Raw genomic sequence first — 14,395 nt, forward strand, 5'->3', positions numbered from 1 at the left:
GGTCGGAAGCTTGGTTTACTGACCCAGCTGCTCGTCCATAAGGGTAAACGGGTTCAGCTGGTCCAGGCGCAGCACAAAGCGGACCTGGTCGGTAAAGTTCTTGAAGTTGCTCGGCAGCCCGTTGCTGTACTGGGAGCCGGCTACGGGCAGGTAAATACTGACGACGTTCTTAATAAGCGGAAACGAAAGACCGGCGTCGTAGTAGAGGCGCTGGGGGTTCCGGCCGGCTGCTACCGTGAATTTCTCTTTGGTGGCACCAAAGTCAGCAAAGACGGAGTAGCTGGTGTAGGGAATGGTGGCTTCCAGGTTCAGGGTAGAAAGCCACCGGGTGCTGCCTACCGGCATATACGCCTTGAAGGCTCCGTCGCGGTTGTCGGTCTGGTGCAGCTGGGCCGTGAAGGTCTGGGAAATCTGCTGCCGGTCGAGGAAAGCCGTCTGCCGCCGGTAGTCGGGGCTGCCGCTGAGCCCGATTACGAACGGGGCCTGGTTTTCATCCTGCAGGAAGCGGCCGCCGAACAGCCGGACCCGCACGCTGCTTTTCGGCGAGTAGAAGAACTCATAGTTGGCGGCAGCCCGGATCATCCGGCCCTGCTCGGAAAAGTTTTCTACCGAAAGGTCCGGCGTAAGCTGGTTGAACTCCACGTGGGCGCCCCACTTCTGCCGGGCGTGCCCGCCCCGCACCTGGTACTCCACGGTCTGGATGCTGGTCGTGAGCTTGGTATCGTCGGAGCGGATGGCGGTGTTGGCCAGGCGGAGCAGGTGCTGCGGAGCGTCGAAGGCATCGTGGGGGAAGCGGAAGGTAATGGCGGGCTCCACCTTCCGGTACCGCTCATACCGCTGCACCGTGGCGCTGGTCACAATCAGCCGGGAATACTGGCTGGGCAGGATGTTCAGCTTGAGCGTGGCGCTGCCGTTGAGCTCATTGCGGCTGAAGCTGTACATCGGCATCACCACGAAGTTAAAGCGCCGGGTGATGAGCGGGCTGTTGTAGAACGCCGCGCCCAGCATGAACTTGTCGGAGGTGTTGGCGCCCAGCACGGGCAGGTAGTTGAGCGTACCCCGGTCCCACCGCTCCACGCTGGCCAGGGGCTTGATCTGGATAGGCTCAAACTTGCGGAAAGCGCCGGTCACCTTCATCCGGTCGTTGCGGCGGTTGAGCTGGGGCGTCAGGTACTCGGCGTCCACGACCACGGCGGCCACGCCTTCGCGGCGGAAGTCGAGCTGGGTGTCGAGGTCCTCGTCGGTGCGGCCAAATACCGGCGTCCAGAGGGTCTGTAGCACCTTGCCCTGGGCATCCACAGTGGATACGGGCACGGCAAACGGGGCCGGCGACTCGTTATGCACCAGCACTTTTACCTGCGTGTCGGTCACCTGCATATCCGAAAGCGCGGCGTCGTAGCGGTTCTGAGTGGTCAGCATGTCGGTGAAAAACCAGTCGAGCTGCTGCCCGGAAGCTTCCTCAAACACGGCCTGCATGTCCTCGGGGTAGGGGTGCTTAAACTTCCACCGGTCAAAGTACAGGTGCATGGCCTTGTCAAACGTGTCCTGACCCAGGTAGCCGGCCAGGTACTTCAGCAACGACGCGGTTTTGGTGTAGACGATGATGCCATAATTGAGCTTGCCGTAGTGGGCGCTGGCTACCCCGCTTACCGGCTGGTCCAGGCCCCGCCCGGCCACGGCCTGGTAAGGCACCTGGTTGATAGCCGTAGCTGTCAGGCCGCTCAGGCCAAAAGCCCGGGCTACCTTATCGTTCTTGAGCACCGCGCCAAACTGACCGGCGTAAGGGTCGTCGCGCTCGGCAATTCGGTTTTCCAGGTAGGAGTTGACGCCCTCGTCCTGCCAGGCGTAGTCCCGCTCATTCGAGGCCAGGATGCCGTAAAACCAGTTGTGGCCCACTTCGTGCACAATAGCCTCGGGCTCGGTCACCGTGACCATCGGGTATTCCATGCCGGAACCGGCGCTGAGGGCCCCGTCCACGGCCGTGGCTGCGGAGTACGGGTACTCGCCTACCCACTTCGAATAGTAGGTAATGGCGTCGTTCACGTCCTGCAGGCCCTTGATCCATTTCTCGGCGTCCTTGTTGGTGAACAGCACCCAGGAAGTAACCTGCCGGCCCGAGGCCAGCGTAACGCCACCTTTGAGCACGTTGAAGCGCTTATCGGCAAACCAGGCAAAGTCATGCACCCGGTCCTGCGTGTAGCGCAGGGTTTTGGTTTCGGCCGCGGAAGCCGGGAACGTTACCGCCGTGCCGAAGTCGTCCGCGGTTTTCTTTTTGGCGCCGGCCTCGGCCAGCTGGTCCATGCGGGCCCGCTCGTCGGGGTTCTGCAGCTCCCCGGTGGCGCCCACCACGTAATTGGCCGGCAGCGTGATGCGCACGTCAAACGATCCGAACTCCGAGAAGAACTCACCCTGGTCGAGGTAGGGCATCGGGTGCCAGCCTTTGCGGTCGTATACGGCGGGCTTGGGATACCACTGGGTTATCTGGTACGACTGGCCCACGTGGCCCATGCGCGAAAAGGAGTCAGGCAGCTTCACGCGGAAAGGCGTGGTGATGGTGATTTTGCCGCCCGGCGCCAGGGGCTGGGGCAGAATCAGCTTGGCCATGTCAGGGTTGGCCGGGTCCAGGGCAAGCTGGGCCGCCTGGCCGTCCACCTTGAAGTCGAGCTGGTCGATGAAGCCCCGCTGGCTGTCCTTGGCAAACTCAAACTTCAGGCTGCCGTTGCGGCGCTGCTGCCGGGCAAAAGCCGTCGAGTTGTCGCGGTAGGCGTTGGGCCAGAGGTGAAACCAGATAAAGGTGAGCTGGTCGGGTGAGTTGTTGGTGTATTGCAGCTCCTCCTTGGCCGTCAGCATGTGCTGCTGGTCGTCGAGCGCCACGTCGATGGAGTAGTTGACTTCCTGCTGCCAGTAGCCGGCGGGGCGGGCCGCCTGCGCAATCGATACGAGGGGTAGAGCCGTCAGCCAGAGGCCAACGAGTAATTTTTTCATGCGCAAAGTGCTAATGTCGGATTGAATACCCGCGAAAGTACGTCTTCGGGGCCGAAAAGGTGTGTCCGGGATAACCCCAACTCGTCCGTCACGTTACCGGAGGAGCAGTACCACAATCCACCTAATACTTTGCCCACATGGAAAAGAAAGATGTTCAACACCAGGTTCACCTCGATAGCGCCGTTCACCTTCTCAGCGGCGACCTGGCCGAAGCCCTGACGAAATCCGGCCTCGACAACCAGCTGCAGCGCTGGATCGAGGATCTGAAAGAGCAGAACAACCCCGATATGCACCAGCTGATCCAGGATCTGCAGTCACTGAAGGCGCACTTCGGCGGCACGTCCACGCCCGATGGCGACCTGGTAGTACAGCTGATCAGCCGTATGAGCACGGAGACGGCGCGGCTGGCAACCTTCGCGACGGGCAACACCCGCCCGCGGGTAGAGAAGCTCAGCGAGGCCCTGGCCGCCGCCGCGCAGCAGCTCAAGGGTGGCGAGTCGAACTTCGACCCCAGCATTCCCCAGGATATGTCGTCGCACAAGCCGATGTAGGCTTGCCCACCGTAGCATAATGCAAAAAGCCGGCTTCCCGCGAGGGGAGCCGGCTTTTTGCTGGGCCCGAAGGCCGAAGCAATAACTAGTTGCGCTTCTCTTTGATACGAGCTGCTTTGCCCGACAGGCCGCGCAGGTAGAACAGACGGGCACGGCGTACTTTACCGCGACGCACCATCTCGATTTTGTCGATGTTGGGCGACAGCAGGGGGAAAATCCGCTCGGTGCCGATCTGGTTGGAAATCTTCCGGACGGTGAAGGTCTCGCCGTTCGAGTTGGGGTTCTTGCGCTGGATAACCACGCCCTGGAACTGCTGGATGCGTTCCTTGTTGCCCTCGCGGATCTTCACGTGGACGTTGATGGTGTCGCCAGCGGCGAAAGCGGGGAAGCTGGCGCGGCGCTCCTGGGATTCCTGCTGGATAAAATCGAGTAATACGCTCATGGCTGCAAAAAACTGAATAGGACGACGCCGCCGCCCGTGGGTTCTAGGTAAAAAGAGGCGCAAATATACTCCTCTGTTTTGATGAATGCAAGTCAGTAAGTGAATGAGTAAATGAGGGAATGCGTGATTTATTTGAATCGGCGCTGTTTGGCCACAAAATCCACGGTTCTCATTTAGGTTTCACTTATTCGCCCAGCAGGTCGGGGCGGCGCTGCCGGGTGCGCTGCAGGGCCTGCTCGTGCCGCCAGGCTTCCACCAGCGGGGTGTTGCCCGACAGCAGAATGTCCGGCACCGACTGCCCGCGCCACTCGGCCGGGCGGGTGTACACCGGCGGGGCCAGCAGGTTGTCCTGAAACGAGTCGCTCAGCGCCGATTCCTCGTTGCCCAGCACGCCTGGCAGCAGGCGCACAATGGCATCGGTCAGCACCGCCGCGCCCAGCTCGCCCCCGCTCAGCACATAGTCGCCGATGCTGATTTCGTGGGTGATGTAGGCCGAGCGAATCCGCTCGTCTACCCCTTTGTAGTGCCCGCAGAGCATGATGATGTTCTGCAGCAGGGAAAAGCGGTTGGCCAGGGGCTGACGCAGCGTTTCACCATCCGGGGTGAGGTACACCACCGCGTCGTAGGCGCGCTCGGCCAGCAGGCCGTCCAGGCAGGCGGCAATGGGCTCCACGCGCAAAACCATGCCGGCCCCGCCGCCAAACACGTAGTCGTCGATCTGTCCGTGCTTGTTGATGGCAAAGTCGCGCAGCTCATGCACATGAATCTCCACCAGCCCCTTGTCCTGGGCCCGCTTCACGATGGAATGGGCAAACGGGCTGGTCAGCAGATCAGGCTGGCAGGTAACAATGTCGATACGCATGCTTGAAAGCTCCAAGCTGCAGGCTTCAGGCTGCAAGCGTCGGCCAGGAAAGGCTGGCGGCTTGCAGCTTAAAGCCTGCAGCTCCATTAGGGTTTTTCGAACTCGTCAGGCTCGTCCCGCTCCCGGGAGGCGGGCGTCAGGTACACGTCGAGCAGGCCATCGGGCAGGGTTACGTAAAGCTTCTTCTCATCCTCATCGGCATGCGAGACCAGCTCATCCACCACCGGAATCAATACCTCCACGCCCTTGTAGCGCATGGCCATCAGATCCTGCTGGGTCATCTCGTAAAAAGCCTCGACCACGCCCAGCTCGCCCAGCTGCTCGTCCACGACCGTAAAGCCAATCACGTCGTGAAAGTAGAACTGGTCTTCGTCGAGCTCGGGCAGCTCGGCCAGGGCCCGGTAGAGGATGGCGTTGCGCAGGGGCTCGGCCGCCTCAATGGTGTCGATACCCTTCAGCTTAAGCAGAACGCGGTCCTCGGTCTGGGGCTGGATGCGCTCCACGGCATAGGGCACGAGCTTGTCGGGGGCCGTCGGCAACGCCAGCAGCACCGACTTCACCTTGCGGTAGGCGTCAAGGTCATCCACGTCCAGAAAGGCCACCATCAGGCCCCGCAGGCCGTGGGGCTTCACAATGGAGCCAAGCTGATAATAGTCGTCGAGGTTCATGGCAGTAGGGCAGAGGTGAAAAAAGTTGAGAGTTTAAGAGTTGCTGAGGCGGTTTAACCCGGCCGGCAGCAACTCTTAAACTCTCAAACGGCTGTTTCCTCGAAAGGAGACTAAGCGCCGGCTTCCTCGGTGGTTTCGGCCGGGGCAGCAGCCTCGGACGTTTCGCCTTCGGCAGCAGCGTCAGCCTCGGCTACGGGAGCCGGAGCGGGCGTGTTCTTCTTGCGGATAGCCTCGGCGCGAGCCTCACGGACCTTGGTTTCAGCGGCCAGCTGAGCCTTGCGGGTCTCATCCTTAGCCGAGCCCAGGGTGGTGCGCTTGCCTTCGATCTTAGCGTCTTTCTGCTCTTTCCAGTCGTTGTAGCGCTGGTCGGCAACCTCCTGCGAGATTGCGCCTTTCAGCACACCCAGCTGCAGGTGCTTGCGGTACAGCACGCCGCGGTACGACAGCATGGCGCGTACGGTGTCGGTCGGCTGGGCACCCTTCATGATCCAGTCGAAGGCTTTGTCGCCGTCGAAGTTGATCGAAGCCGGGTTGGTGTTGGGGTTGTAGGTACCGATCTTCTCGATGAAGCGGCCGTCGCGGGGCGAGCGGGCGTCAGCAATTACGATGTCATACTGTGCGGCTTTCTTGCGGCCGCGGCGGGCGAGGCGAATTTTAACTGCCATAAACCTGGTGGGTTAAGCGACGGAACCCGTCCGTCTGGTTGAAAATGAGGTGCAAAGGTAGGGAAATAATGAGTAATTAGGAATGAATAATTAGTAATTGCTGCCTGAACAGGCGGGAATAGTGGCTCGTCGGCTTGTCATGGGCTGGCAGCAACGGCAATGAAAAAGCCCCGGCGTGCGCGTACGCCGGGGCTTTTTCGGTAACAGGAGAAAGGGCGGGTAATTGGCGCGCTAAGCCGCGGCGCGCAGCTTCTCGGCCTTTTGCTTTTTCTTGATCTTGATAATGCCGGTTTTGTCGAGCGTCCAGATTACCGGGTAGGTGGGGTCCACTTCCCACCACTTCACGCCGAAGTTCAGGCGGTTGGGCAGCTTGTGGTGGTTGTTCTGAAACAGCTCCCCGCCGGTGAGAAAGTCGAAGAACAGGGAGTTGCGCGACTTGTCATGGTTATCGAAATTCTGGTAGCCGTACTTGTGCCCGCTCCAGTTTACGATAGCGCCGTGGATGGGGCCCATCAGGAAGTGAATCGGCAGCAGCAGATATTGCCACCAGGCCGTGGCAAAAGCTACGTAGAACAGCACGTAAGCCGTACCCCAGGCCAGGCGGGAATACCACTTATCAGCGTAGCGCTCCATCACGTTCCACACCGGGTAGTCGCCCTCGAACCGCTCGGCGGCAGCGTAGTTGCGGTTCAGCACATCGTTGTAGATGTTCTTGGTCTTCCACATCATCGTGAAGGCATTCGACGAGAAGTGGGGCGAGTGCGGGTCCATCTCCGTGTCGGAGTAGGCGTGGTGCATACGGTGCAGCAGCGCATACGCCCGGGGCGAGAGGAAGGAGGAGCCCTGGCAGACGTAGGTGAAGGCGTAGAAGAACTTCTCCCAGAACGCGTTCATCGTGAACATTTTGTGAGCCGCATAGCGGTGCAGGTAGAAGGTCTGCACAAACAGCGACAGGTACCAGTGGGCGACGAAAAAGATGAGTATAGGCATAAGCCGAAAAAGGTTGGAGGCTGGGTTAGGCAAGCAGCCGGTGCTGGCAAAAGCACAACGGGCAGGCGGAAGTTCACGCCGCGGGTGCAAACCTACGGCCGGACCAGCCCTGGTTCAATAAAAGCGGCTAAAAGGCCAAAATGTTGTTCAGACCCCGAAGTCTACTGCGTGCTGCATACGGCCTATACTATTTAAACGCCCCCGCGCCGCCGGGTAGCAGCACAGGGGCGTTTAAATAGTATAGGCCGTTAACCGGCAAAGGCTCCGGCTACTTCCCAGTGCGCGATATCCGGCAGGGGCGCCTCGATGCGCATCAGTTCCCCGCCTACGGGATGCTTGAACTCCAGGCGCCGGGCGTGCAGGGCAATGCTGACGTCGGGCAGGGGGGCCAGGAAGCCGTATTTCACGTCGCCCACGATGGGCGTGCCCAGGCCCGTAGCCAGCTGCACCCGGATCTGGTGGGGCCGGCCGGTAATGGGGTTCACCTCAATCAGAAACCGGTTGCCGGCCGGCCCCAGCACCCGGTAGTCGAGCTCGGAGCGCTGCCCCTGGGGGTGGGCCTGCGTGTAGGCCTTGGTGACGTTGCGGATCGGGTCTTTGACGAGCCAGTGCGTCAGGTGGCCGCTTTCAGCCTCGGGCCGCTTGCCTACCAGCGCCCAGTACGTCTTGTGCATGTGGTTGTCGCGGAACATCTCGTTTAGCCGGCTCAGGGCCTTGGAGGTCTTAGCCAGCACCACGACGCCGCTCACGGGCCGGTCGAGGCGGTGCGCCACGCCCACGAAGGCAGCGCCGGGCTTCTTGTACTTGAAGCGGAGGTATTCGGCGGCTTTCACCGACAAAGGCTCGTCACCGGTATTGTCGCCCTGCACGAGCAGGCCGGCGGGCTTGTTGATGACGAGCAGATGATTGTCTTCGAACAGAATTTCCTTCTGCTCCGACCACAGATTGGGGCGGTTCACGCGGTAGAGTTAAGCGGACTGAGTTTTGGCCGCAGGGGCGGCAGGAAGGGCGTACCGGTTGAGGCGGCGCAACAGGGACAGGCAGGGAAACCGTCCGACGAGCAGGTAGTGAGCAGGGCGGGTTCCCTGCTGCTGCACCACAAACCCGAAGCCTTGCACCCGCACCAGTACCCCGACTGTAGCAAAGATAAGCTGATGCCCCGGAAATTGCCGGCGGTACTCCCCAGGAGCGCTCCGCCAAGCTGGTCCTGGCAGCCGACCAGAAGCGAATCCCTAGTAAGCTTCGTCCTGGGTGGGGAAGTCGCGGGCTTTCACGTCGCTCACGTAGCGGGCCACGGCGTCGTGCATCAGGTCGCCCAGGTCGGCGTAGCGGCGTAGAAAGCGAGGCTTAAACTCCTTGGTGATACCGAGCATGTCGTGGACCACGAGCACCTGACCGTCCACGTCGGGGCCGGCCCCGATGCCGATAACCGGGATGGTCAGCTTCTCGGCTACCTGCCTGGCCAGGGACGAGGGAATTTTTTCCAGCACGAGGGCAAAGCAGCCCAGTTCCTGCAAGAGCTGCGCGTCCTCAATCAGCTTCTGGGCTTCGGCGTCTTCCTTGGCCCGCACGGTGTAGGTGCCAAACTTGTAGATGCTCTGGGGCGTCAGGCCCAGGTGGCCCATCACGGGAATGCCGGCGGTGAGAATCCGGGTAATCGACTCGCGGATTTCGGCCCCGCCCTCGAGCTTAATGCCGTGCCCGCCCGATTCCTTCATGATGCGGATGGCCGAACGCAGCGCCTCGGAGGAGTTGCCCTGATAGGAGCCAAACGGCATGTCGACGACCACAAAGGCCCGCTTGACGGCCCGCACCACGCTCTGGGCGTGGTAGATCATCTGGTCGAGGGTGATGGGCAGCGTGGTTTCGTGCCCGGCCATGACGTTAGAGGCCGAGTCGCCCACGAGCAGCACGTCGATGCCGGCGCCGTCCAGGATCATGGCCATGGAGTAGTCGTAGGCCGTGAGCATTGAAATCTTTTCGCCCCGCTGCTTCATGGCCAGCAGCTGGTGCGTGGTCACGAGCTTGACTTCTTTGTGCTGCGACATGCTAGTCTGGTACTTAGTGCTTGGTAGGTAGTGCTTCTGGGGCTGAGGGCCGCAAACAGCGGCTCAACCACAGGCCAAAGCTGGGAATTTTTCCTGAACCGGGCCTCAATCCATTCCGCTGCTGCACCGCCGGGCGGAGCTCTGCCGGGCCGAACTGGGGCGGCACCGGGCAGCTGAGGCTACCGGTTCAGGAACGAGCGGTTGCGGTTCAGCTTCAGGTCCTGGAGCAGCGACGATTTGGCCGCAATGGTCACAAAATAGCCCTGGCGCGGCCCCAGCGGCACCCAGTTGCCGGTAATCTGCCAGCAGTGCAGGTCGCGGTACAGATCCAGCGAAGGCGCCACGATCTGCTTGTTGACGAAGTCGTAGCTGGCGTTGTAGCCGATGCGGAAGTTGGGCGTCAGCTTAATGGAGCCGGTTGTGGTGAGCGACACGCTGGTGTAGGCCGAGGGGCGGATGCGGCTGGCCGTGCCGGGCAGGGGACCCGGGTCGGAGTAGTTGGCCGAGAACATGCTGTTGAGCTCCCAGGGAATCTCGAAGTCCACGTAGTCCTCGTAGGGGTCGGTGCGCCGGGGAGCTCCCAGGGCCGGATCGTTGAGCGGCGCCACTTCACGTCGGATGGTCGACTTCTTTTGCCGGGACGAAGGGTTGAAGGCGTAGTTCAGCGACAGGGTGGCGCCCATCAGCCGGGCCAGACGGCGGCTGCGCTGCTGCCACAGGTACCGGTCGATTTCCCTGCCCGTGGAGTCGCGCTGATAAAAGCTGAAGCCCGAGGAAAACGTGACTCCCAGCTTCTGGGCCACCTGGGTGTGGAAGTTTACCGACAGGGGCTTCAGCCGGAAAGAGTCGGCGGCCAGGTCGTACAGCACGTTCAGATCAAGGCCGTCGATGATGCTCACTTTCTTGAAGGGAGTGGTGCCGGTGGTGTCGTTGCGGTTGCGCACCTTCATTTCCACCTGGTTCTGGATCAGGAAGGACAAGGTGCTCTGCTGCTGGCCCCCGGGCAGGTCGTAGCCAAACGAGCCGCCGTTGAAGCGGGAGTACGTGCGCTGCCCGTACAGCTGCCCGTTCGGACTCTGCAAATCCAGAAAGTCGATGTTCTGGTAGAAGTTGGGGTTGCTGGTAAAGTCGGGGGAAAAGGAAAGCGCGACGGAGGGCGTGACCTTGTGCCGGACGGCCTCCACTACTTTGCCCTTGATGGGCACGATGCCGTAGAAATTGGTGGCCAGGCTTACGTTGGCCGAGCCCCGGTACACGCGGTTAAAGCCCCGGACCGTATCGATGCGCACGGCGCGGGCCGCCGCAATGTACTGGTAGTCGAGCCGTTTGTTGTACCACGACTCACCGTAGTCGATGGACGGGGAGAGGTTCAGGTGTTTGAGCACGGTGTAGCTGCCCAGCGTGATCTGGAACGTGTGCTTTACCCCGGAGCGGGAGTTGCGGAGCAGCGGGGCCAGGTTGCCTAGGCTTACCGGAATCTGGGTGCCCGTGCTGGTGCCGCCAAGCAGGGGAATGCCGTTTTCGAACTGGCGGGCGCCCACCTGGTTGGAAATCTGGTTTCGCCCGCTCAGGGTGTAGCCGATGGCGAACTGCTCGTAAAACCGGCCCCGCGGGGTGATGCCCAGCAGCTCGTACGGGTACTGCCGCGCCACGCCCACGGTAACGTCGGGCAGGGTGAAGTCCATGGCGCCCGTCTGCGTGTTCTGGTTCTGAGTCAGGTTAAAGCTGTAGTTGATGGGCGAGTTGCGGATCTGCTTCTGGTAGCTGATGGTGGAGTTGAACACCGCGCTCAGGTAGTCCCGCTGGTCTACGGAGTTCTGCTCGTTAAAGGAGTTGCTGCCCGCGCCCACGCTGGCGGAAAACCGGCCGCCGCCGGGCCGCGGGGTGGGCGTATGCCCCCAGTCGATCCAGAAGCTGCGCGGGGAGCGGGGGCGGATGTACACCGGGCTGGTGTTGGCGTCGTTGGTTTGCAGAATCTTGGCGGCGGGGCGCTGGCTGTAGCGGAAGCTCAGGCGCCCGGTGTAGGTGTAGCGCTTGATGTACTGCATCTCGGCCGTGGTATTGAACCCGCCCCAGTCGCGGCCGGCGCCGGCGTACACGTCGCCGGTCAGGCGCACGCCGATGTAGTCGTTGGCCGCCCAGTAGTAGCCGCCGTTGCGCAGAAAGAAGCCGCGGTCGGTGCTTTGGCCGAAGCTGGGGATAATCAGGCCCGAGGCCCTGCTTTTGGCCGGCGTGGGAAAGTAGCCGAACAGAAAGCCCAACGGCGTCGGAATGTCGCCGATGACGAGGTTGAACGGGCCCGTGACCACCTTTTCCCGCGGAATCACCTTCATCTTGGAGGCGTTGATAAAGAAGTGCGGGTGCTCGAGGTTGCAGGTGGTATAGCGGCCGTTCAAACCGAAAATCTCGTTCCGCTCGTTTTTCTTAACCACTTCAGCGTGCACGTAGCCCTCACCTTCCTGGGTTACGGCTTCCGAGATCTTGCCTTTGCGGGTTTTGAAGTTGTAGTTGATGCGGCCGGCGGTGTACACCGAGGCGCCCTGCTTGAACACGGGCTTGCCCCGCACCTTGCCGGTGGAGTCCTGGGCGCCCTCGGCCGTGAGCAGGTTGCGGCTGTAGTCTACCGTAATCAGAGCCGACTTCAGGGAAATGTCGCCGTAGTCGATGCTGGCTTCCCGGTACAGCCGGGCCACCTTGTTCTGCACCTCGAAGCGGATGGAGTCCTTGGCCTGGTACTTAACGGTGGTTTCCACATCGCCCTTCGGGGCTACCGACGCGCGCAGCGAATCGGCATTGCCGCTGACGGCGGTGCGGGCCGTGTCGGGACCGATGCTGCGGGTGGGGCGGACCGGGTTAGGTTGTCCGTCGGGTCCCCGGGGCGTGACCGGCGGCTTGATACCCTTGGGCGCCTGGGCCCGGGCGTGGTGCGCCGAACCCAGGCCGGTCAGCAACACCAGCAGGAACACCAGCCCCGCCGGGGCCGTAAAACGGCGAAACAAAGACAAGCAGAACAGCGCGGTGAGGGCCACGTGGTTTTTAATCGTTTATTTTGTGGCTGTTTGCAAAGGTAGCGCCTAGCTGACCCAACTAACGAACACTGTGCGGAATATTGTAGCTCTTGGCGTGGCGGCCCTTTTATTTGTGGCCGGCCCGTCGGCCGTGGTGGCTCCCGGCAAAGCCCATCCTTCCCCGGGCAAGTTTCGTTTGCGCACCGTCGTGCTCGATGCCGGCCACGGCGGCAAGGACCGCGGCTGCCACGGCGTGAAAGCCCGGGAGGCCGATGTGTCGCTGAAGATCATCCTCGCCCTGGGCCGCCTGATCGAGGAAAACCAGCCCGGCGTGAAGGTGGTGTACACCCGAAAAACCGATGTCTTCGTGGAGCTGGCCGACCGTGCCGGCATCGCCAACCGCCATAATGCCGACCTGTTCATCTCGGTGCACTGCAACTCCGGCCCTTCATCGGCCTACGGCACCGAGGTCTGGACCATGGGTACGGCCAAAAGCGCGGCCAACCTGGCTTTGGCCAAGCGCGAAAACTCGGTTATTCTGCAGGAAGAAAACTACAAGGAGCGCTACAGCGGCTTCGACCCCAACTCGCCCCAAAGCCACATTCTGTTCTCACTGTACCAGAGTGCCCACGTCGAGAACAGCCTGCGCTTCGCCGACCGCGTCGACCGGCAGCTGCGCACCACGGTGGGGCGAAAGTCGCGGGGCGTAAAGCAGGCCGGCTTTCTGGTGCTATGGAAATCCACGATGCCCTCGGTACTTATTGAAGCAGGCTTTTTGACCAACCGGGCCGAGGAAAGCTACCTCAACGATAAAGCCGGACAGTCGTATATGGCTACGGGCATTTACCACGCTTTCCGGGACTATAAAAAAGAGCTGGAAGCCATGAACGACGAGTAACTGACGGTTCTGTTAGCTTTACCCGTAAGTGCCTGCCTATCAATTCATCTATTCTTCTTCGCACCGTGTCGAAAGAAATAAAAGTAGCTCTCCTGGCCATCGTGGCTTTGGTAGCTTTATATTTTGGTTTCCAGTTTCTGAGGGGCAGTGAGCTGCTCTCCTCCAACCGTACCTATTTCGCCAAGTATGCCAACGTAGACGGGCTCACCGTGGGCAACGCGGTTATGCTCAACGGCATCAAGGTGGGGCAGGTCAAGGAAATGCAGCTGCTGCCCAAGGAGGGCAACAGTATCAGGGTTGCCATCGAGATGAACAAGGACATCGTGGTAGGCGACTCCACCGTGGCCAGCCTGTCGGGCTCCCTGCTGGGCTCCAAGACCATTACGCTCTTCATGGGCAAAAACTCGAAGATGTATAACGGGGGCGAGGAGCTCAAATCCTACACCGTAGCCAGCATCACCGACGCCTTCCAGGCTAAGGCCCTGCCCGTGCTCGGCACGGTCGACTCCACCCTGATCAAGATCAACGGCTTTCTGAATGCCGACTCCAAGCAAAGCGTGCAGCAGACCCTGGCCAACGCCCAGGGCACCACGGAAGCGCTGAAAAACCTGATTCTGATGAATCAGCGCAACGTAAACAAGATTACCGGCAACGTGTCGGAGCTGACGTCCTCGCTCAAGCTCACCATGGCTAAAGTCGACAAGCTGGCCAACAACCTTTCCGCTATTACCGATACGCTGAAAGGCGCCCCCATCGGCCAGACCATCGCCGACCTGAACGTAGCCGTAACGGATGCCAAAGGAGCCATTACCCGGCTGAATGAGGGCATTACCAGCACCAAAGGCTCTCTCGGCAAACTCATCAACGACGACTCGCTTTACGCCAACCTGAATGCCACGACCATGAATGCCAACGCGCTGATGGTGGATCTGAAAGCTAACCCCAAGCGCTACGTGCACTTCTCGGTGTTTGGCGGTGGCAGCAAGGAAAGCAAGAAGAAAACCGAGACGACCATCAAGCCCAACGGGGAAGTGGAAAAGGAAGTGAAAACCAAGCCCGCCACCGGCATGACCGTGCCGCCCCGCTCCGGCGAGTAAGCGCCGCAATCTACCGTTCAGACGAAACCCCTACCTTTGAAATCCGCCCCCGGGCGGATTTTTTTGTGCACGCTCACGGTGCAATAGCGAGGTACACGAAAGCTGATTTCCCGTTCGGTCCGCGCCGGTAAGGCACCGGCAGAACAGCAGCTTCCGGCTTCACGATTTCACCAACTTCCCA

12 protein-coding genes are annotated in these 14,395 nt (G+C 61.0%); 3 read left to right on the top strand and 9 right to left on the bottom strand.

Annotated features, from left to right (window positions below; all coding sequences use genetic code 11):
- Positions 1–15: 15 nt before the first annotated feature.
- Positions 16–2,985 carry a M1 family metallopeptidase gene (locus LJY25_RS10800; protein ID WP_227608348.1) on the bottom strand — a complete coding sequence of 990 codons (2,970 nt, stop codon included), beginning with the start codon at positions 2,983–2,985 and terminating at the stop codon, positions 16–18.
- A gap of 137 nt (positions 2,986–3,122) precedes the next feature.
- Here LJY25_RS10800 and LJY25_RS10805 point away from each other — a divergent pair, with 137 nt between their 5' ends.
- The gene (locus LJY25_RS10805; RefSeq protein WP_227608349.1) at positions 3,123–3,536 is read left to right on the top strand and encodes a hypothetical protein; all 414 of its coding nucleotides are present in this window, start codon (positions 3,123–3,125) and stop codon (positions 3,534–3,536) included.
- A gap of 85 nt (positions 3,537–3,621) precedes the next feature.
- Here LJY25_RS10805 and rplS read toward each other — a convergent pair whose 3' ends face one another.
- The 8 genes from rplS to LJY25_RS10845 form a co-directional block, all read right to left on the bottom strand.
- Positions 3,622–3,978, bottom strand: coding sequence for a 50S ribosomal protein L19 (gene rplS / locus LJY25_RS10810; protein ID WP_227608350.1), 357 nt, complete (start codon positions 3,976–3,978; stop codon positions 3,622–3,624).
- A gap of 184 nt (positions 3,979–4,162) precedes the next feature.
- Positions 4,163–4,840: a tRNA (guanosine(37)-N1)-methyltransferase TrmD gene (gene trmD, locus LJY25_RS10815; protein ID WP_227608351.1), complete on the bottom strand. Its 678-nt coding sequence runs from the start codon at positions 4,838–4,840 to the stop codon at positions 4,163–4,165.
- A gap of 86 nt (positions 4,841–4,926) precedes the next feature.
- Positions 4,927–5,508 carry a ribosome maturation factor RimM gene (gene rimM / locus LJY25_RS10820; RefSeq protein WP_227608352.1) on the bottom strand — a complete coding sequence of 194 codons (582 nt, stop codon included), beginning with the start codon at positions 5,506–5,508 and terminating at the stop codon, positions 4,927–4,929.
- 110 nt (positions 5,509–5,618) lie between these two features.
- Positions 5,619–6,173 carry a 30S ribosomal protein S16 gene (locus LJY25_RS10825; protein WP_227608353.1) on the bottom strand — a complete coding sequence of 185 codons (555 nt, stop codon included), beginning with the start codon at positions 6,171–6,173 and terminating at the stop codon, positions 5,619–5,621.
- 231 nt (positions 6,174–6,404) lie between these two features.
- Positions 6,405–7,163, bottom strand: coding sequence for an acyl-CoA desaturase (locus tag LJY25_RS10830; RefSeq protein ID WP_227608354.1), 759 nt, complete (start codon positions 7,161–7,163; stop codon positions 6,405–6,407).
- Between the two features lie 248 nt (positions 7,164–7,411).
- Entirely contained in the window at positions 7,412–8,122 is a 711-nt protein-coding gene (locus LJY25_RS10835) for an RluA family pseudouridine synthase (protein WP_227608355.1), read from the bottom strand.
- A 273-nt stretch (positions 8,123–8,395) separates the two neighbouring features.
- Positions 8,396–9,211 carry a 3-methyl-2-oxobutanoate hydroxymethyltransferase gene (panB, locus tag LJY25_RS10840; protein ID WP_227608356.1) on the bottom strand — a complete coding sequence of 272 codons (816 nt, stop codon included), beginning with the start codon at positions 9,209–9,211 and terminating at the stop codon, positions 8,396–8,398.
- A gap of 179 nt (positions 9,212–9,390) precedes the next feature.
- Complete coding sequence (locus tag LJY25_RS10845; protein WP_227608357.1) at positions 9,391–12,210, bottom strand: putative LPS assembly protein LptD; 2,820 nt, start codon at positions 12,208–12,210, stop codon at positions 9,391–9,393.
- Between the two features lie 100 nt (positions 12,211–12,310).
- Between LJY25_RS10845 and LJY25_RS10850 the strand changes: the two genes are divergently transcribed.
- Entirely contained in the window at positions 12,311–13,117 is an 807-nt protein-coding gene (locus LJY25_RS10850; protein ID WP_227608358.1) for an N-acetylmuramoyl-L-alanine amidase family protein, read from the top strand.
- 65 nt (positions 13,118–13,182) lie between these two features.
- On the top strand, positions 13,183–14,214 hold the full coding sequence (locus LJY25_RS10855) for an MlaD family protein (RefSeq protein WP_227608359.1): 1,032 nt from the start codon (positions 13,183–13,185) through the stop codon (positions 14,212–14,214).
- Positions 14,215–14,395 lie beyond the last annotated feature (181 nt).

It is taken from the genome of Hymenobacter translucens, assembly GCF_020685205.1.
Classification (GTDB): domain Bacteria; phylum Bacteroidota; class Bacteroidia; order Cytophagales; family Hymenobacteraceae; genus Hymenobacter; species Hymenobacter translucens.

Excerpts from the sequence above, each read along its gene's own strand:
- LJY25_RS10800 (WP_227608348.1), bottom strand. The coding sequence starts at position 2,985 with ATGAAAAAATTACTCGTTGGCCTCTGGCTGACGGCTCTACCCCTCGTA.
- LJY25_RS10805 (WP_227608349.1), top strand. The coding sequence starts at position 3,123 with ATGGAAAAGAAAGATGTTCAACACCAGGTTCACCTCGATAGCGCCGTT.
- rplS (WP_227608350.1), bottom strand. The coding sequence starts at position 3,978 with ATGAGCGTATTACTCGATTTTATCCAGCAGGAATCCCAGGAGCGCCGC.
- trmD (WP_227608351.1), bottom strand. The coding sequence starts at position 4,840 with ATGCGTATCGACATTGTTACCTGCCAGCCTGATCTGCTGACCAGCCCG.
- rimM (WP_227608352.1), bottom strand. The coding sequence starts at position 5,508 with ATGAACCTCGACGACTATTATCAGCTTGGCTCCATTGTGAAGCCCCAC.
- LJY25_RS10825 (WP_227608353.1), bottom strand. The coding sequence starts at position 6,173 with ATGGCAGTTAAAATTCGCCTCGCCCGCCGCGGCCGCAAGAAAGCCGCA.
- LJY25_RS10830 (WP_227608354.1), bottom strand. The coding sequence starts at position 7,163 with ATGCCTATACTCATCTTTTTCGTCGCCCACTGGTACCTGTCGCTGTTT.
- panB (WP_227608356.1), bottom strand. The coding sequence starts at position 9,211 with ATGTCGCAGCACAAAGAAGTCAAGCTCGTGACCACGCACCAGCTGCTG.